This is a genomic window from Streptomyces sp. Je 1-79, assembly GCF_025195125.1.
Taxonomy (GTDB): Bacteria; Actinomycetota; Actinomycetes; order Streptomycetales; family Streptomycetaceae; genus Streptomyces.
Window position 1 is genome coordinate 360,304 of sequence record NZ_JAMGSL010000005.1, and the last position, 17,845, is coordinate 378,148.

The window sequence follows — 17,845 nt, forward strand, 5'->3', positions numbered from 1 at the left end:
TCGACCCCCGCTCTTTCTGGCCGACACCGTAACGGCGCGGCCGGGATTTGGGGAGCGTATGCGCAGAAACGTTGCGGCAGAAGTGAAGGAAGGGTGAGGAGAGCCGGGCTCCGGCGTGCGGGGGAGCCCGGTCGGCGTGCCCGGGGCCGGGCTGCTCGGGCCCCGGTGGGGCGCCGTAGACTCCGCAAGGTGAGCACCACCATCACCCCCGTCGACGCCTCCGGCCCCGCCGCGACCCCCGAGCCCGGCCGAGCAGGCCTGCGACGCCTGGTGCGGCCCGGCGCGGCCGTGCTGTCCGGGGTCCTGCTCTTCCTGAGCTTCCCGCCCCGCCCGCTGTGGTGGCTCGCGCTGCCCGGCTTCGCCCTGCTCGGCTGGACCCTGCGCGGCCGCCGTCCGCGCGCGGGGTTCGGCCTCGGCTACCTCACGGGGCTCGGCTTCCTGCTGCCGCTGCTGATCTGGACCGGGGCCGAGGTCGGCAGGTTCCCGTGGATCGCGCTGTCGGCCGTCGAGGCGCTCTTCGTCGCCGCCGCCGGACTCGGCATCGCCGCCGTCTCCCGGCTCCCCGGCTGGCCGGTCTTCGCCGCCGCGGTGTGGATCCTCGCCGAGGCGGCACGCGCGCGTGTCCCGTTCGGAGGCTTCCCCTGGGGCAAGATCGCCTTCGGACAGGCCGACGGTGTCTTCCTCTCCCTGGCCGCCGTCGGCGGCACCCCGGTGCTCGGCTTCGCCGTCGCCCTCTGCGGCTTCGGACTGTACGAGGTGATCCGCCAGGTCCGCGCCTACCGCGCGACCGGCACCCTGCCCCGCGGCCCGCTCGCCGCGGCCGCCCTCACCGTCCTCGTCCCGGTCACCGGCGCCCTCGCCGCCCTGCCGCTCGTCGACGACGCCGCCGAGGACGGTATGGCCACCGTCGCCGCCGTCCAGGGAAACGTTCCGCGGCTCGGGCTCGACTTCAACGCGCAGCGGCGGGCGGTCCTCGACAACCACGTCGCCCGCACCGAGGAGCTGGCGGAGGCCGTCAAGGCGAAGAAGGAGCCGCAGCCCGACTTCGTCCTCTGGCCGGAGAACTCCTCCGACATCGACCCGTACGCCAACGCCGACGCCGCGGAGGCCATCGACCGGGCCGTGCGGAAGATCGGCGTACCGACCGTGATCGGCGCCGTCGTCGCTCCCGAGACGGGCAAGCTGCGCAACACCCTCATCAAGTGGGACCCGGCCAAGGGCCCGGTCGCCACCTACGACAAGCGGCACGTCCAGCCCTTCGGCGAGTACATCCCGATGCGGTCCTTCGTGCGGATCTTCAACAGCAACGTGGACCGCGTCAGCCGCGACTTCGGCCCCGGGAACGAGGTCGGCGTGTTCGACCTCGCCGGCACCAAGGTCGGCCTCGCCACCTGCTACGAGGCGGCCTTCGACTGGGCCGTGCGCGACACCGTCACCCATGGCGCCCAGCTGATCTCCGTACCGAGCAACAACGCCACCTTCGGCCACAGCGAGATGACCTACCAGCAGCTCGCGATGTCCCGGGTCCGGGCGGTCGAGCACAGTCGTGCCGTCGTCGTGCCGGTCACCAGCGGGGTCAGCGCGATCATCGCGCCGGACGGCCGGATCGTGGAGCAGTCGCGGATGTTCACCCCGGACGTCCTGGTCGAGAAGGTGCCGCTGCGTTCCTCGCTGACCCCCGCGACGCGTATGGGCACGCTGCCGGAGGCGCTCCTGGTGGCCGTGGCGGCGGCCGGTCTCGGCTGGTCGCTGCTGCGTTCGGTCCGCGCCCGCCGCGGCCGCGACGCCTGAAGGCGCGGGGCGGCAGGCCGCGCGGGGTGGCAGGCCGCGCGGGGCGGGTCGCCGCCCGGCGCTCGATCCACGGGCGCTCGATCCACGGGCGCTGGATCCACGGGTACTCGATCCACGGGGCGCTTGATCCACCGGGGCTTAGGGTCGGGACATGGGTACTCCTGACTTCATCCGCGAGATCCGGGTCAGCGCCGGCCATCAGCTGCTCTTCCTGCCGGGCGTGAGCGCGGTCGTCTTCGACGACCGCGGCAGGGTGCTGCTCGGCAGGCGTACCGACAACGGCCTCTGGGCCGTCATCGGCGGCATCGTCGAACCCGGGGAGCAGCCGGCCGCCTGCGCCGTCCGCGAGGTGTACGAGGAGACCGCCGTGCGCTGCGAGGTCGAGCGCGTCGTGCTCGTCCAGACCCTGCGCAAACCCGTCGTCTACCCCAACGGCGACCAGTGCCAGTTCATGGACGTCTCCTTCCGCTGCCGCGCGGTCGGCGGCGAGGCCCGGGTCAACGACGAGGAGTCGACGGAGGTCGGCTGGTTCGACGTGGACGCCCTGCCGGAGATGAAGCGGTTCTCGCACTTCCGGATCGAACAGGCGCTCGCCGACGAACCCACATGGTTCGACCCCATGCCCACCAGCTGAAGTATGGGTTGAGCACACATCGGTTGAGGGTGGGGTGCTTCATAGGGTGCGGAGCATGAGCGCCCCCACCACATCAGGGCCCGTACCGGCGCAGGTACCGGCACCACCCGTCCAGGCTCCCGCCGAGGGCCCCTCCGCGGTTCCCGCTCCCGGCTCCGTCCTGCTCGACCTCGCCGGTCGCACCGCGCTCGTCACCGGTGCGGCCGGAGGCATCGGCCGCGCCTGTGCGCTCCGGCTCGCGGCGGCGGGCGCCCGCGTCAGAGCCGTCGACCGGGCCGCCGAAGGGCTGGAGGCGCTCGCCGAAGCGGCGGACGGACTGCCGGGCGCGGTCGAGCCGCAGACCCTGGACCTCACCGACCTCGACGCCGCCGAGCGGGCGGCCGCCGGCGCCGACATCCTCGTCAACAACGCCGGGATCCAGCTCGTCCGCCCCATCGAGGAGTTCCCGCCGGACGTCTTCCACACGGTTCTCACCGTGATGCTGGAGGCGCCGTTCCGGCTGATCAGGGGCGCCCTGCCACACATGTACGCCCAGGGCTGGGGCAGGATCGTCAACCTCTCCTCCGTCCACGGACTGCGGGCCTCGGCGTTCAAGTCCGCCTACGTGGCCGCCAAGCACGGTCTCGAAGGCCTCTCCAAGACCGCGGCGCTCGAAGGCGCCCCGCACGGCGTCACGTCAAACTGCGTCAACCCCGGCTATGTGCGGACGCCTCTCGTCGAGCGGCAGATCGCCGACCAGGCCGCCGCCCACGGCATCCCGCCGGAGCGGGTCCTGACCGACGTCCTGCTCAAGGACTCGGCGCTCAAGCGGCTCATCGAGCCGGCGGAGGTCGCGGAGGCCGTCCTCTACCTCTGCACCCCCCAGGCCTCCTTCATCACCGGCACCTCCCTGACCCTCGACGGCGGCTGGACCGCGCACTGACGGTTGTCCACAGGGGTGGTGCTCCCACCCGTACGGCAGGTATCCCTGTGTCCATGTCCCAAGAACAGGTCTCCTACCTGGAGCTCCTCACCCGAGGCGCCGCGACGGAGGCGTACGACCGGCCCGTGCTGCTCGCCCGTGCGAGCGGCGCGGGCCCGGAGGCGTTGGCCGAAATCGAGCGGGCCAAGCAGCTCGCCCTGCGCGTCCGCGCCGAGCTGGAGGGCAGGCGGCGCCGCGAGGCGGAGCTCTCCGCGCTCTTCGAGACCGCCCACGACCTCGCGGGACTGCGCGACCTCGACGCGGTGCTCCGCGCGATCGTCCAGCGCGCCCGCTCCCTGCTCGGCACCGAGGTCGCCTATCTCAGCCTCAACGACCCGGCCGCCGGGGACACGTACATGCGGGTCACCGAGGGCTCGGTCTCCGCACGCTTCCAGCAGGTCCGGCTCGGCATGGGCGAGGGCCTCGGCGGCCTCGTCGCCCAGACCGCCCGGCCGTACGTCACCGAGAACTACTTCGACGACCCCCGCTTCCAGCACACCGCCACGATCGACTCCGCCGTGGGCGACGAGGGACTCGTCGCCATCCTCGGTGTGCCGCTGACCCTGGGGAGCCAGGTCATCGGCGTGCTCTACGCGGCCGACCGGCGCGCCCGGGTCTTCGAACGGGAACAGGTCGCGCTGCTCGGGTCCCTCGCCGCCCACGCCGCCGTCGCCATCGACACCGCCAACCTGCTCGCCGAGACCCGCTCGGCGCTGGCCGAGCTGGAGCGCGCCAACGACATCATCCGCGAGCACAGCGGAGTCATCGAGCGGGCCTCCGAGGTCCACGACCGGCTCACCGAACTGGTGCTCCACGGCGGCGGCGTGCACGACGTGGCCGAGGCCGTCTCCGAAGTCCTCGGCGGAAGAGTCGAGTTCATCGAGGGGTTCGGAGACGGATTCACCGCCGACGCCCTCGCCGACGGGCACGCACTGCGCGAGGGCGACCGGTGGGTGGCCGCCGTCTCGGCCGGCGGAGAGTCCTTCGGCGCGCTCGCCCTGCACGACCAGCCCGACCTCGACCCCGTCGATCAGCGCACCCTGGAGCGCGCCGCCCTGGTGACCTCCCTCCTGCTGCTCGCCCGGCGCTCGGCCGGAGAGGCCGAGCAGCGGGTACGGGGCGAACTGCTCGACGACCTCCTCGACGCGCCCGACCGAGACCGCCGCCTGCTGCGCGAGCGCGCCGCCCGGCTCCGTACCGACGTCGACGCGCCCCACGTCGTGCTCGCCGCACGGATCGACCGCGCCGGGGCCGGGGGAGAGGCCGACACCGGCGGCCGGGAGAGCGCCGACCGGCAGCGCCTCTGGTCGGCGGCCTCCCATCTGGCCGCCACCCGGCGGGGCCTGGCCTCCGCGCGCGACGGAGGGACGGTGCTGCTGCTCCCGCTCGGCCCCGGCGAGAGCGCCGCGGAGCTGGCCCGGCAGACCGCCAAGCACCTCGGCGGCGCCCTGCGCGAAGCAGTCACGGTGGGGGCCTCCGCTCCCCTCGCCTCCCCCCTCGCCCGGCCCGGACAGGTCGCCGTCGCGTACGACGAGGCACGCCGCTGCCTGGACGCCCTGGGCCTGCTGCACCGCTCGGGCGAGGGCGCCGCGGCCGAGGACCTGGGCTTCCTCGGGCTGCTGCTCGCCGACACCCGGGACATCGAGGGCTTCGTCGACCGCACCATTGGTCAGGTCGTCGCGTACGACCGGCGTCGCGGCACGGACCTGGTGCGCACGATGGGCGCGTACTTCGCGAGCGGGATGAGCCCGGCGCGCACCAAGGACGACCTCCATGTCCATGTGAACACCGTGGCGCAGCGGATCGAGCGCATCGGCCGCCTCCTCGGCCCCGACTGGCAGTCCCCGTCCCGTGCCCTGGAGATCCAGCTGGCCCTGCGGCTGCACGCCATGTCGGCGGCGGTCGCCCGCTAGTCCCTGTCGTCGAACACGCCGAAGGCGCCGGTCCCGAAAGGGACCGGCGCCTTCGGCGTGCGGGCAGGGATCAGACGTCGGCGCGTACGGGGGCCGGGGCGGGGACGGCGTCCTCGGCGACCTCCGACAGGTCACGGTTGCGGGTCTCGCGGGCACAGGCGATCGCGACGACCGTGAGCAGGGCGGCGGCGATCACGTAGAGGGTGATCGGGGTCGAGGAACCGTAGTCGGCGAGCAGCGCGGTCGCGATCAGCGGCGCGGGGGCGCCGGCGGCGACCGAGGAGAACTGGGCGCCGATGGAGGCGCCCGAGTAGCGCATCCGGGTCGCGAACATCTCGGAGAAGAACGCGGCCTGCGGCGCGTACATCGCCCCGTGCAGGACCAGGCCGACGGTGATCGCCAGCAGCAGCGCACCGAACGTCCCGGAGTCGATGAGCATGAAGAACGGGAACATCCAGGCGCCGACACCGACGGCGCCGATCAGATAGACCGGCCGGCGGCCGATCCGGTCCGACAGCGCGCCCCAGGCGGGGATGACGGCGAAGTGGACGGCGGAGGCGATGAGGACGGCGTTGAGGGCGGTCTGCTTGGAGAGGCCCACTTGGGTCGTCGCGTAGACGAGGATGAACGCGGTGATCACGTAGTACGAGATGTTCTCCGCCATGCGGGCGCCCATCGCGATCAGCACATCCCGCCAGTGGTGCTTCAACACGGCGACCAGCGGCATCTTCTCGACCTGCGCGGCCGAGGCCTTGCGCTCCTCGGCTGCGGCCAGCGCGGCCTTGAACACCGGCGACTCGTCGACCGAGAGCCGGATCCACAGACCCACGATCACCAGCACACCGGAGAGCAGGAACGGTATGCGCCAGCCCCATGCGAGGAAGGCGGAGTCGGAGAGCAGCGCGGTCAGCGCGGACAGCACGCCGGTCGCGAGCAGCTGCCCGGCAGGCGCACCGGTCTGCGGCCAGGAGGCCCAGAACCCGCGCCGCCGGGCGTCCCCGTGCTCCGAGACCAGGAGCACGGCCCCGCCCCACTCGCCGCCGAGCGCGAAGCCCTGCACCAGCCGCAACGCGGTGAGCAGCAGGGGAGCGGCCGACCCGACGGTCGCGTGGGTCGGCAGCAGTCCGATCGCGAACGTCGCCCCGCCCATCAGCAACAGGCTGAGTACCAGCAGCTTCTTGCGCCCGAGCCGGTCGCCGTAGTGCCCGAACACCAGCGCGCCGAGCGGCCGGGCGGCGAACCCGACGGCGTAGGTGAGGAAGGAGAGAAGGGTGCCCACCAGCGGGTCGGACTCGGGGAAGAAGAGCTCGTGGAAGACCAACGCGGCGGCGGAGCCGTAGAGGAAGAAGTCGTACCACTCGATGGTGGTGCCGATGAGGCTCGCGGCGACGATGCGCTTGAGATTCGACTCGGCCGGTGGAGCCGACGCGGGGGAGGCCATGTGCACCACTTCCAGGCGATGAACGGGGACGTTGTGTGTTGCCACACCGTAGAAACACGCAGGTCACCGGCGTATGTGGTGGGACACCATAGTTCTTTGGTCCGAAGTGCGCGTGCTCACCATGTGGGCGGGGCGGGAGCCTCTGCGAGGTGCTTCCCTTCGCCGGGGGAGCGTCAGTGTGTCTTGTGGACCGCCTCAGCGGGCTGGGACCATCCCGGCATGGAATCGCGCGTCGTCGGAATACCCGAGGTGGACGGCACCGAACAGGTGGCCGTTGTCATCGACGTGATGCGGGCGTTCACCACCGCCGCCTGGGCTTTCCACGGTGGGGCGGACAAGATCGTTCTCGCTGCCGACCAGGGCGAGGCGCTGGAGATCAAGGCGTGTCACCCGGGCTGGCTCGCGCTCAAGGACGGCGCACCGGTCAGCGGGTTCGACCTGGTCAACTCCCCTGGCCTGATCCGGGAGGCCGACTTGACCGGCCGCACCGTGATCCAGAAGACCACCGCGGGAACAGTGGGGGCCCTGGCGGTTGTCGAGGCGAAACTGGCACTGTGCGCCAGTTTCGTCGTGGCCGGCGCGACGGCCCGGGCTCTGGCGGATGCGGGCGCCGACTCGGTGACGTTCGTGGCCACCGGCGAGGACGGCCGTGCCGCCGAGGATCTGGCCTGCGCCGAGTACCTGGATCGGCTCCTCGCCGGGGATCGTCGCGACCCCGGCCCCTATCTGCACCGTGCCCGCACCTCCCCAGCCGCGGACGACCTGCGCAGCGGGCGACGCCGAGGCGCTCACCCCACCGATGTGGAGCTGTGCCTGGAGGTCGACCGGTTCGACTTCGCGATGAAGGTCGGGATCGAGGAAGGGCTGACAGTGCTGCGGCCGCTCCGGCCTCGACCACATGCGGTGTCCGCCGTACACCGCGCGCGGTAGCGGCGGCCCTGGCCCGGTCACGGGCGCGTGCGGCCGCCTCGCCGTCCCCGTGGCGCGATGCCACGATGGAGACGGAGAGCGCGAATCGAGGTGCTCGATGAAGGCTCCTTCCGGGAACCGCGCGACGGCGGGCCGTGGCCTCTTCACCGGCCGGGACCGGGCCGTCATCGCGGCAGCGGCCCTGTCGATGCTGCTCGTCCAGATGGACTGGTTCGCGCTCAACCTCACCCTTCCCGTCATCGCCCGGGACTTCCACGAGCCGACCACCGACCTCCAGTGGCTGGTCAGCGGGTACATGCTCACCCTGGGCGCCTTCATGATCACCGGGGGCCGGGTCGCCGACGTCCACGGCCGGCGGGCGACACTCGTCTGCGGACTCGCCGGCTTCGGCCTCGTCTCCATCCTCTGCGGCCTCGCGCCGTCGACCGGATGGCTCGTCGCGGGACGCGTGGTGCAAGGGGTGACCGCCGCGTTCATCTTTCCGGTCGCCGTCGCCGTCGTGACCGCCTACTTCAGGGACGACCGGCAGGGCCGGGCCGTCGGAACGGTGCTCGCCTTCAGCGCCATGGGCACCGCCCTGGGACCGTTCGTGGGCGGCACGCTCGCCGAACACGTCAGCTGGCGTGCCGTGTTCTACCTCAACGTGCCGATCTGCGCCGCCGCCGCGTTCCTGATGCTCCGCTACGTCCCCGAGACCCGCGACACCCACGCCTCGGGGCGGCTCGACCTGCCCGGCGCGGCCGCGATCGCGGCGGGGCTGACGCTGATCATGCTCGGCGTGGACCAGGGAGCCCGGTGGGGCTGGGCCACCCCGGCCACCTGGGGCTGCCTCCTCGCAGGAGCCGCCCTGCTGGCCCTCTTCGCCCGGATCGAGCGGCGCAGCGCGGAACCGCTCCTGGACCTCGGACTGCTGAGGAACGGCCCGTTCGTCACCATCACCCTCGCCGGATCCCTGTCCAACGTCGTCTACTGCCTCGTCGCCGTCCTCTCGGCGCTCTACCTCCAGCAGGCGCGGGGCCTGTCGCCCTTCACCGCGGGGCTGATCTTCCTCGCGCTCTCGGTCGGCGCGGGCACGGCCAGCTACTGCTCGGGGTACCTGGCGCACCGCTGGCGGCCCGAAGTGCTCATGGCCGTCGCCATGTTCCTCAGCGGCGCCTCGCTGCTCGCCCTGACCTGGTCGACGCCGATCGTCCTGTACGCGGCGGTCTTCGCGGTGGTCGGAGCCGGGCTGGGTCTCGGCTGGGCCCTGACGAACGTCGCCACCCAGTCGTACGTACCGGAGACACGGCTCGCCGGCGCGTCCGGCTTCGTCCTCACGTCCCTGGTCCTGCTCGGTGCCCTGGCCGTCGCCGTCGCCTCGACCGTCCTTGAGGCCCTCAGCGGTTCGGCGTCCCGTGCGGCCTCCGACGGCTCGGCGATCGAGCTGGTGCTCCGCGCGGCAGCCGTCCTCGCCCTGCTCGGGGGAGTACTCCTGCTCCACCTGATCCGCGCCCCGAGCCCGCCGAAGCTGGGGGACACCCCTTAAGGGCCGCTCTCGAAGAGCGGGGCGGCTCCCGTTATCTCCAGGAGCCGGGTCACCTGAGGGCTGGCGGCTGTGATGGTCAGAGGATGACGGTCGTCGGCGGCCTGCATGCGGGCGCGCAGCAGAGCGTTCAGGCCGATGGAGTCACAGAAGGTGACGCCGGACAGATCCAGGGCGACTCCAGCGCCGTCGCAGACGGCCAGGGCGTGGAGAAGTGTCGTGCGCAGATGCGTGACGCTGTCGAGGTCGAGCTCTCCGCAGACCTTCACAAGGACGCCACCGCCCGCGGTCGGCGTCACCGACACCGCGATGCGGCCGTCCTCCGCCTCCTGGAGCGCAGGCCGGGCAGAGTCGGGGAGCGGAGCCATGGTGACCACCTCCTGTACGAGAGGACCCAGGACGAGTGTGCCCGTCCCTCGATTACACGTCAACAATTACATGAAATGAAGCTCGTATTTCTGGGGAGGGTCGGGCATGATGCCATGTATGGCAGCGAAGAGTGGCGGCCACGCGGAGTGGACCTTCCTCACCAACCACGCCCGGGTGCTCCTGGCGATCTCCCGAGACCCCGGGGTACGGCTGCGTGAGGTGGCGCTGAGCTGTGGCGTGACGGAGCGGACCGTGCAGGCGATCGTCGCCGATCTCGAAGCGGCCGGATACCTCACACGGACACGCGCGGAGGACGGGCGGCGGAACCGCTACGCCATCCTGCCGGGTGCCGCGTTCCGGCACCCCGCCGAAGCGGGATACGAGATCGCCGGCCTCCTCGAACTCCTCGGCGGGCCCCATGCCCGCATCGGGGTCACCAGCGCGGCGTCCCACTCGGCCGGCATGGCGTGATCGTGCCGGCGACGGGGAAGCGCCTCCTCGGCAGGCGGGCAGGCGGGCAGGCGGGCAGGCGGGCAGGCGGGCAGGCGGGCAGGCGGGCAGGCAGGCGGGCGGCGACGGCTCGGCGCCCGTAGAGTCGTAGCCATGCCGGACCTTACGCTCGACCAGGTCGAGGCGATCGCACGCGAAGGCCACGCCCACCAGAAGGACAAGACGGGACGGCCCTACCTGGAGCATGTCCAGGCCGTGGCTGACGGGGTGCGGAAGCGGGGAGGCTCCGACGAGCAGATTGCCGCCGCCTGGCTGCACGACACGATCGAAGACGATGTCCTCTCCCGCGAATGGCTGACGACCGCCGCACTTCCGGAGCATGTGAAGGACCTGGTCGACGCCCTGACCAAGCGTCCGGACGAGAGCGACGAGTCGTACACGCGACGGATCCTCGCCACACCGGGCGCCCGCCTCATCAAAGAGGCCGACCTCGCCCACAACGCCGACCCTGCCCGGCTCGCCCTCCTCGACGAACCGACCCGGACCCGGCTCGGAGAGAAGTACGCGAGGTTGCGACGGCTGCTCGGTCTCCAGGAGCCGTCGGGATCGCGCGACGGTGCCTCGCCCTGACACCGGCGCTCTCGGGGTATGGCCCTGCTCCAGTCGGGCGGTCTCCCCTCTCATCGAGCGGCAAACCCCTCGCCGAGGGTAGGTAAGGGCTAGGGAGAACCGATTCACCCCCGCCTGCGCTGCTCGGAGGATGGACATGGATGCGATCGTGCGTCTGCGTACGGTCGGTGCAGGCGTCCTGACCGTCGGACTCGCCTGGTCGTTGTCGGGATGCGGCGCGTCGAGCGCGCGGGTGGACGGTGCCGAGGACGCCGGCCGCGCCTTCGAGCAGGCGCTCGTTTCGCGGGACTACCGGGCGGCGTGCGGGCTGCTGGCTCCCGAGACGCGCAAGGCGCTGGCGGAGGGCGAGAAGCAGGCGTGCCCGGAGGCGTTGGAGGGCCAGGACCTTCCCGCGTCGGCAGCGGTGCGCGCCGCCGAGGTCTACGGGAGGCAGGCCCTCGTTCGGGCCGGCGGGGAAACGCTGTTCCTGTCGCAGTTCGCCGCCGGTTGGCGCGTGGTGGCGGCCGGTTGCACGCCCCAGGGTGACAAGCCGTACCAGTGCCTGGTGAAGGGAGGCTGAGCGTGCGTGGTCTCTTCGTCACCTGCCTGGTGGTGATCGTGGGCGGACTCGCCTACTTCACGGCGATCGGGGCGATGCACCGATGAGTCCTGAGCGGGAACGCGGCAGCTTCTGGCGCGACAACAGCCTCACCCTGGCTTTCGGCGCGGCCTTCCTCCTGGTGCTGGTCGGGCAGGCCTTCGCGGGGCACGCCGAGTTCAACGACCAGCTCGCGATCGAGGGTCTCCAGACGATCAGCCTGGGTGAGTACGTGACGTCCTCGGACTTCGCCGTGGATGTCACGGAGAACTGGCAGTCGGAGTTCCTGCAGTTCTTCCTGTTCGTCTTCGGCACCGTGTGGCTGGTCCAGCGGGGGTCGCCGGAGTCCAAGGAACTCCACAAGATCGGTGTCGAGTCCGACCGCGACCAGCGGATCGGCGATCACGCCACAGCGGACTCCCCGCCCTGGGCCCGGAAGAAGGGCTGGCGCCGACGCGTCTACTCGCGCTCCCTGGGTCTTGTCATGGGCGGACTCTTCCTCCTCGCCTGGACTGCCCAGTCCATCGCGGGCGTCGCCGCCTACAACGAGCAGCAGTTGCGCCGACTGCAAGAGCCCGTCGGCTGGGGCACCTACCTGGTCCAGCCGGATTTCTGGGACAGGACACTCCAGAACTGGCAGTCGGAACTCCTGGCCGTGGCAGCGATGGTCATCCTCTCCGTCTATCTGCGCCAGCGCGGATCCCCGGAGTCCAAGCCGGTCGGATCCGCCCACGGCTCCACGGGCGTCGAGGGCTGACGGACTCCGTCGAACCACCCCCGCTCGTGAGTCGCCAAGGTCTGCGGGCATGACTGAGAGCAGAACCGAGGCCTGGCCGGAACCTCCACTCGCCGGCACCGAGGCGGCAGCCGTCCTCGGTGCCCTCGAACGGCAGCGGGCCACGCTGGCCTGGAAGTGCTCCGGCCTGGACGTCCCCGGCCTTCGCGCCACACTCGGCACGTCCACCATCACTCTGGGCGGCCTGCTCAAACACCTGGCGCACGTGGAAGACAGCCACTTCGCCCGGCTGTGGCTCGGTTCGCCCGTCGGTGCTCCCTGGGACACCGTCGACTGGGAGAGCACTCCCGACTGGGACTACCGCTCCGCCGCGGAGGACACCCCCGAGCAACTGCGCGCCCTCTGGCAGGAGTCAGTCGCCCGCTCCCGTGTCATCGTCGACGAGGCGCTCAGCACGGGCGGCCTGGACCAGCTCGGTGCCTACACCACCCGTAGCGGCGAGCGCCCCAACCTCCGTCGCATTCTTCTTGACCTCATCGAGGAGTACGCTCGCCACGCCGGTCACGCCGACCTCATCCGTGAATCCGTCGACGGGCTCACGGGCGAGGATCCGCCGAGGTGACCTGAGGTGCGATGAGCGCCGCCGGCCAGTTCCTAGTCGGTGGGCTCGCCCGGCGCGGGAGTGCCCGGTCCCGCTCCGGGCTCCGCTGCTTCGCGGTGCCCGCCCGAGCTCTTCTTCTCCTCCTCGCCCTCGGTGCCGTCCGCCTTGGCCCCGCCTGACGGCGGAGCTGGAATGTCCGGAGCGCTGGGGTCGGCCGGGGGCAGGTCGGGCGTGACCGCGTCAGGATCCTTCGGTACGGGGTCCGGAAGTTCCGGCTCGGTGGCGCTCTGCATGACCGTCTCCTCACTGGCGTCTTCGTCGGGCTGCACCTCTCGGCTGCCCAGGTCTGCGCCCCGCACTCGTCGACCCAGGGAGAGCGCGCGGCACCGCCCCGCCCGGGCCTTGGTGGGGCCTGGGTGGGGCGGTGCCGTTTCGTGCGGTGGTGGGCCGGGGTCAGAGGAGGACGCGTCGGGTCAGGGAAGGGTCCACTTCTGGTTGGGGCCGGTGTGGCAGGTCCACAGGTGGACCCGGGTGCCGTCGTTCCATGTGCCGCCCTCGGCGTCGAGGCATTTGCCCGACTGCGGGTTGCGCATGGTCGCGTCGCCCTGGGGCTGCCATGCCTGGGCGCCGGTGCCGTTGCAGGTCCACAGCTGGATCTTCGTACCGTCGGCGCTGCCGCCACCGCTTATGTCCAGGCACTTGCCGAGCGCCCGTACCGTGCCGTCGCCGGGCCGGGACCACTTCTGCGCGTTGCTGCCGTTGCAGGTCCACAACTGCACCTGCGTACCGTCGGCACTGGCGCCGTCCGCCACGTCCAGGCACTTCCCGTTCACGCCCTTCACCTCACCCGCGGTCGGCGCCGGCGTGCCGCCGGACGTCTTGACCCGGACGTTGCGGAAGGCGACGGTGTCGCCCTCGCCGTGGTTCTGGAGACCGACGTGGCCCTGGCGCAGGCTGCGCGCGGGGTCGGTGTTGGTGAAGTCGTTGATCTTCCGCCCGTTGAGGAAGATCTCCAGGCGCTCTCCCGTGACCCGGAGCTCGAACGTGTTCCACTCGCCCGGCGGGTTGAGCGCGGCGTCGCGGGCGACCGTGTCCGCCGACTTGAAGCCGTAGACCGCGCCGGTCGTGCGGTCGGGGGAGTCGGTGGCGTCGATCTGGATCTCGTAGCCGTTGTTCACCGCCGACCACGGGTCCGAGGAGGCGGGGAAGCCGAGGAAGACGCCGGAGTTGTCGTCGCCCTCCGCCCGCCAGTCCACCTTGACCGAGTAGTCCCCGGTCAACTCCCGGTCCGCGTGCCAGAGCATCCCGAGCCCGCCCTGGGAGGTCAGTGTCCCGTCGGCGAGCGAGAACGAGCCCGGCCCCGCCTGCTGCCAGCCGCCTGTCCCGCCGCCGTCGAAGAGGGAGGCGTAGCCGGTCTCGGGACGGCAGTCGGCCTTCGTCATCCCGGCTGCCCACCGGACGCCGCCCAGCAGGTGGCGGCGGAACGCCGGTTCGGCGTACGACTCGTCGGTGTGGCCGCCGCCGGTGTAGAACGCCCGGCCTCCCTCGTGGTCCTTGCACCAGGCGATGGGATGGTCCCCGGACATGGTGCCGCCCGAGTAGCTGGACTCGTCCAACGAGGCGAGGACGTGTGCCGTGGTGCGCGGATTGGTGCGGTAGTTGTACCACTCGTCGTACCGCTGCCAGGTCCGGCCCAGGTGCGCGGTGGCGTCGTGGGCCCGGTCCTCGACCTCGACCGTCGCCGTCTGGTTGTGCGGGTGCGAGTGGAACAGCGCTCCGGCGAGCCCCGCGTAGAAGGGCCAGTCGTACTCCGTGTCGGCCGCTGCGTGGATGCCCACATAGCCGCCGCCCGCGCGTATGTACTGCTCGAACGCGGTCTGCTGGGTTCCGTTCAGTACGTCGCCGGTGGTGGAGAGGAAGACCACCGCTTCGTAGCGGGCGAGGTTGGCCGTGGTGAAGGCCGTGGGGTCTTCGGTGGCGTCGACGGTGAAGTTGTTCGCACCGCCCAGTTCACGCAGGGCGGTCACGCCGTCGTCGATGGACGAATGGCGGAACCCGGCCGTACGGGAGAAGACCAGAACCTGGTACGCGGGGTCGGCGGCCGCCCGTGGGGCGGGTGCCGCACTGGTCGGGACCCGGTTCTCCCGGGGGGTGGCCGACGCCGCGGCGGGCAGGGCGCCCGCGCAGATCAGGGCGGTGCCGGCGAGCCAGGAGCCGGCTCGCAGAAGGTTGTTGCGCAGGTGGTGTCGCAGAGGGTGTCGCATGTGGTGTCGCCTCCTTCCTGCTACGGCAGGATCCACTTCTGGTTGGGGCCGGTGTGGCAGGTCCACAGGTGGACCCGGGTGCCGTCGTTCCATGTGCCGCCTTCGGCGTCGAGGCATTTGCCCGACTGCGGGTTGCGCACCGTGGCGTCCGGCTGCTCGGCCCAGCTCTGGGCGCCGGTGCCGTTGCAGGTCCACAGCTGGATCTTCGTACCGTCGGCGCTGCCGCCACCGCTTATGTCCAGGCACTTGCCGAGCGCCCGGACCGTGCCGTCGCCGGGCTGGGACCACTTCTGCGCGTTGCTGCCGTTGCAGGTCCACAGCTGGACCTGCGTACCGTCGGCGCTGGCGCCGTCCGACACGTCCAGGCACTTGCCGTTCACGCCCTTGATCTCGGCGGTGGGCTGGGGGCCGGCCGGGAGGGTGAAGTGGAAGTCGTCGACGTCGAACAGGGACCCGCTGCCGCCCTTGAAGACCAGGAACAGCGTGGTGGTGCCGCTCGGGCGGTTGGTCAGCGCGGTGCTCACCTCCTGGAACGTCTCCCACCCGCCGGTCACGGGCACGGTCGCCGTGCCGAGAAGCGTGCCGGTCGGGGAGCCGGCCCGTACTTCGAGGGTGCCGCCGGTGCCGCCCGACGAGACCCGTGCGGTGAAGCGGTCGGCGTTGGACAGCACGTACGGGGTGTAGGAGATCCAGTCGCCGTTCTCGATGTGACCGACCGTCTTCCCGCCGTGGGCCGGCGCGTGGTCGACGACCTGGACGCCCGAGGAGTTGCCGTAGTGCTCGCCCTGGCGGTGGGTGGGCTGGCTGATGTTCTGGTCGTGGCTGGTCAGAGCGGGCTGCCCGTTCGCCCCCTTGTCGGTGTACTCGGCGTCCCAGACGCCGAAGATGTTGGCGTTCGGGTCGTGCTCGCCGTCCGCGATGGTCTGCACCGTGCCGGAGCATCCGGTGGCGGAGGTCTGCGGGTGGCCGTGGCTGTCGTGCCCGACGATGAAGGTCACCTTCACCTTGGAACAGTCGACGGTCCCGTCCTCGGGGTCGGTCACCGTCACCCGGAAGGGCACCGCGGCGCCGGGGTCGATGATGCTGCCGTCCACGGGCAGTTCGAGCCGCACGGTCGGGGCGGTGTTGCCGACGGTGATCTGGACGGAGGCCGTCGCCTGCTTGCCGGTGGCGTCCGTGACGGTCAGCTCGGCGGTGTAGCGGCCGTTGGCGGTGTACGTGTGCGAGGGGTTGGCGCTCGTCGAGGTCCCGCCGTCACCGAACTTCCAGGCGAAGCCCAGGGCGTCGCCGTCCGGGTCGGAGGAGCCGGCGGAGGAGAACGCCACCGTCAGCGGGGCCTGCCCGGAGGTGCGGTCGGCCTTCGCCTGCGCGACGGGGGAACGGCCCCCGGTGACGTGCTCGATGCGGTAGAGCGCCGAGTTCTCGTCTCCGCTGAAGTAGCCGGTGCCGTAGTCGAGGACGTACAGGGCTCCGTCCGGCCCGAAGGCCATGTCCATCACCTGGGTGCCGGTCCAGGGGAAGGGGTTGATGGACTGGATCGTGCCGGCGCCGTCCTGGGTGATGCGCCGGATCCACTTGCGGCCGAACTCACCGGCGAAGAAGTTGCCGTCGTAGCTCTGGGGGAACTTCACCGCGGAGGTGGACGCGGCGTCGTAGCGATAGACCGGTCCGGCCATGGGCGACTCCGAGCCGCTGCCGAACTCGGGCACCGAGCCGCCGTCGTACGGCAGCCACGCGGGCTGTGCGGGTGGGAGGTCGGTGAGCCCGGTGTTGCGGGGTGAGGTGTTCCTCGGCGCCGCGCAGCTGAACTTCGCGCCCGAGGTCCCGGTGGCGAAGTCGTGGTCGTTGTAGGCGTCGTTGGCGCCGGTGCAGTAGGGCCAGCCGAAGTTGCCGGCCTTGGTGATGCGGTTGAACTCGACCTGGCCCGCCGGGCCGCGGGTCGGGCTCGCGGTCCCCGCGTCCGGGCCGTAGTCACCGAGGTAGACGGTGCCCGTCGGCTTGTCGACGCTCATCCGGAACGGGTTGCGGAAGCCCATGGCGTAGATCTCGGGCCGGGTCTTCGCCGTGCCGGGGGCGAAGAGGTTTCCCGCCGGCACGGTGTACGAACCGTCCGCGGCGACCTTGATCCGCAGGACCTTCCCGCGCAGGTCGTTCGTGTTGCCGCTGGAACGCTGGGCGTCGTAGGCGGGGTTGCGGGAGGCGCGCTCGTCGAGCGGCGAATAGCCGTCGGAGGCGAAGGGGTTGGAGTCGTCGCCGGTGGAGAGGTAGAGGTTGCCCTGCGCGTCGAAGTCGATGTCGCCGCCGACGTGGCAGCAGATCCCGCGGGAGGCCGGGACGTCGAGGACCTTCTTCTCGCTCGCGGTGTCGAGGGTGCCGTCGCTCCGGAGCGTGAAGCGCGAGAGGCGGTTCACGCCGTCGAAGGGTGCGAAGTCGGCGGCCGATCCGTCGCCGGGGGCGTCACCGCCGGGTGTGGTGAGCTTGGGGGCGTAGTAGAGGTAGACGTGCCGGTTGGCGGTGAAGCCGGGGTCCACACCGATTCCTTGCAGCCCTTCCTCGTCGTGACTGTAGACGTCGAGCTTCCCGGAGACCTTGGTGGTTCCGGCCGCGTCGGTCAGCCGCAGGGTGCCGTCGCGCGAGGTGTGCAGCACCGAACGGTCGGGGAGCACCGCCATCGTCATGGGTTCGCCCGTCTCGGCGACCCCCTTGGCGAGCGTGACCTGCTGGAACTCCTCGGCGGCGGCCTCCGCCTCCTGGTGGGCGGCCGCGGGTGCCACCGGGGCGAGCAGTGCGGTGGAGAGCGCCAGCACGATCAGGCCGGCGGTTCTGCGGACACGTAGGGGTTTCTGGCGCACAGATGTCTCCCGAGAGGTGGGGGTGCCGACGGGCCCGAGCGGCCGATCGGGGGAACGCAGGCGTGCGCCGTCACGCCGGCAGGCCCGTCCAGCGGTCAACTGGACTGGCCTGTACGGAAGTTAGCGCCCCGCTCCGCCGCCCGTAAGGTCTTTCGCAGCGGGATCGCCAACTTT

The 17,845-nt window shown here is 71.5% G+C and carries 16 protein-coding genes; 11 read left to right on the plus strand and 5 right to left on the minus strand.

Annotated elements, in window-relative coordinates:
• Positions 1-189 precede the first annotated feature (189 nt).
• The 4 genes from lnt (at position 190) to M5362_RS12175 (ending at position 5,299) form a co-directional block, all read left to right on the plus strand.
• Positions 190-1,791 (plus strand): apolipoprotein N-acyltransferase, encoded by a 1,602-nt coding sequence (gene lnt, locus M5362_RS12160; RefSeq protein ID WP_260227467.1) that lies wholly within the window; start codon positions 190-192, stop codon positions 1,789-1,791.
• A gap of 151 nt (positions 1,792-1,942) precedes the next feature.
• Complete coding sequence (locus M5362_RS12165) at positions 1,943-2,425, plus strand: NUDIX domain-containing protein (protein WP_260227468.1); 483 nt, start codon at positions 1,943-1,945, stop codon at positions 2,423-2,425.
• A 55-nt stretch (positions 2,426-2,480) separates the two neighbouring features.
• Complete coding sequence (locus tag M5362_RS12170; RefSeq protein ID WP_260227469.1) at positions 2,481-3,347, plus strand: 3-hydroxybutyrate dehydrogenase; 867 nt, start codon at positions 2,481-2,483, stop codon at positions 3,345-3,347.
• A gap of 53 nt (positions 3,348-3,400) precedes the next feature.
• Positions 3,401-5,299, plus strand: a complete 1,899-nt coding sequence (locus tag M5362_RS12175) for a GAF domain-containing protein (RefSeq protein WP_260227470.1) — start codon at positions 3,401-3,403, stop codon at positions 5,297-5,299.
• 70 nt (positions 5,300-5,369) lie between these two features.
• Here M5362_RS12175 and M5362_RS12180 read toward each other — a convergent pair whose 3' ends face one another.
• Positions 5,370-6,740 (minus strand): MFS transporter, encoded by a 1,371-nt coding sequence (locus tag M5362_RS12180; protein WP_260227471.1) that lies wholly within the window; start codon positions 6,738-6,740, stop codon positions 5,370-5,372.
• A gap of 219 nt (positions 6,741-6,959) precedes the next feature.
• Here M5362_RS12180 and M5362_RS12185 point away from each other — a divergent pair, with 219 nt between their 5' ends.
• Together M5362_RS12185 and M5362_RS12190 are read left to right on the plus strand one after the other, a co-directional pair.
• Positions 6,960-7,670 carry a 2-phosphosulfolactate phosphatase gene (locus M5362_RS12185; RefSeq protein WP_260227472.1) on the plus strand — a complete coding sequence of 237 codons (711 nt, stop codon included), beginning with the start codon at positions 6,960-6,962 and terminating at the stop codon, positions 7,668-7,670.
• 97 nt (positions 7,671-7,767) lie between these two features.
• Positions 7,768-9,195, plus strand: coding sequence for an MFS transporter (locus M5362_RS12190; protein ID WP_260227473.1), 1,428 nt, complete (start codon positions 7,768-7,770; stop codon positions 9,193-9,195).
• On the opposite strand, the gene M5362_RS12195 is transcribed toward M5362_RS12190, so the two are convergent.
• Positions 9,192-9,560: an STAS domain-containing protein gene (locus M5362_RS12195; RefSeq protein ID WP_260227474.1), complete on the minus strand. Its 369-nt coding sequence runs from the start codon at positions 9,558-9,560 to the stop codon at positions 9,192-9,194. The two genes, M5362_RS12190 and M5362_RS12195, sit on opposite strands and share 4 nt — an antisense overlap.
• Before the next feature lie 118 nt (positions 9,561-9,678).
• On the opposite strand from M5362_RS12195, the gene M5362_RS12200 reads away from it, so the two are divergent.
• The 5 genes from M5362_RS12200 (at position 9,679) to M5362_RS12220 (ending at position 12,576) form a co-directional block, all read left to right on the plus strand.
• Complete coding sequence (locus M5362_RS12200) at positions 9,679-10,032, plus strand: helix-turn-helix domain-containing protein (RefSeq protein ID WP_260227475.1); 354 nt, start codon at positions 9,679-9,681, stop codon at positions 10,030-10,032.
• A 132-nt stretch (positions 10,033-10,164) separates the two neighbouring features.
• The gene (locus tag M5362_RS12205; protein WP_260227476.1) at positions 10,165-10,641 is read left to right on the plus strand and encodes an HD domain-containing protein; all 477 of its coding nucleotides are present in this window, start codon (positions 10,165-10,167) and stop codon (positions 10,639-10,641) included.
• Between the two features lie 136 nt (positions 10,642-10,777).
• Complete coding sequence (locus M5362_RS12210; protein ID WP_260227477.1) at positions 10,778-11,200, plus strand: hypothetical protein; 423 nt, start codon at positions 10,778-10,780, stop codon at positions 11,198-11,200.
• 82 nt (positions 11,201-11,282) lie between these two features.
• A complete protein-coding gene (locus M5362_RS12215) occupies positions 11,283-11,975 on the plus strand; it encodes a DUF6766 family protein (RefSeq protein WP_260227478.1) in 693 nt (230 codons plus the stop codon).
• Positions 11,976-12,024: 49 nt separating this feature from the next.
• Positions 12,025-12,576, plus strand: a complete 552-nt coding sequence (locus tag M5362_RS12220) for a DinB family protein (RefSeq protein WP_260227479.1) — start codon at positions 12,025-12,027, stop codon at positions 12,574-12,576.
• A gap of 32 nt (positions 12,577-12,608) precedes the next feature.
• Here the strand turns inward: M5362_RS12220 and M5362_RS12225 are convergent, their stop codons facing one another.
• The 3 genes from M5362_RS12225 to M5362_RS12235 all read right to left on the minus strand — a co-directional run bounded on the left by M5362_RS12225 (position 12,609) and on the right by M5362_RS12235 (position 17,671).
• Positions 12,609-12,848, minus strand: coding sequence for a hypothetical protein (locus tag M5362_RS12225; protein WP_260227480.1), 240 nt, complete (start codon positions 12,846-12,848; stop codon positions 12,609-12,611).
• A 180-nt stretch (positions 12,849-13,028) separates the two neighbouring features.
• Positions 13,029-14,819, minus strand: coding sequence for a ThuA domain-containing protein (locus M5362_RS12230; RefSeq protein WP_260227481.1), 1,791 nt, complete (start codon positions 14,817-14,819; stop codon positions 13,029-13,031).
• A 20-nt stretch (positions 14,820-14,839) separates the two neighbouring features.
• Positions 14,840-17,671 (minus strand): PQQ-dependent sugar dehydrogenase, encoded by a 2,832-nt coding sequence (locus tag M5362_RS12235; protein WP_374214447.1) that lies wholly within the window; start codon positions 17,669-17,671, stop codon positions 14,840-14,842.
• Positions 17,672-17,845 lie beyond the last annotated feature (174 nt).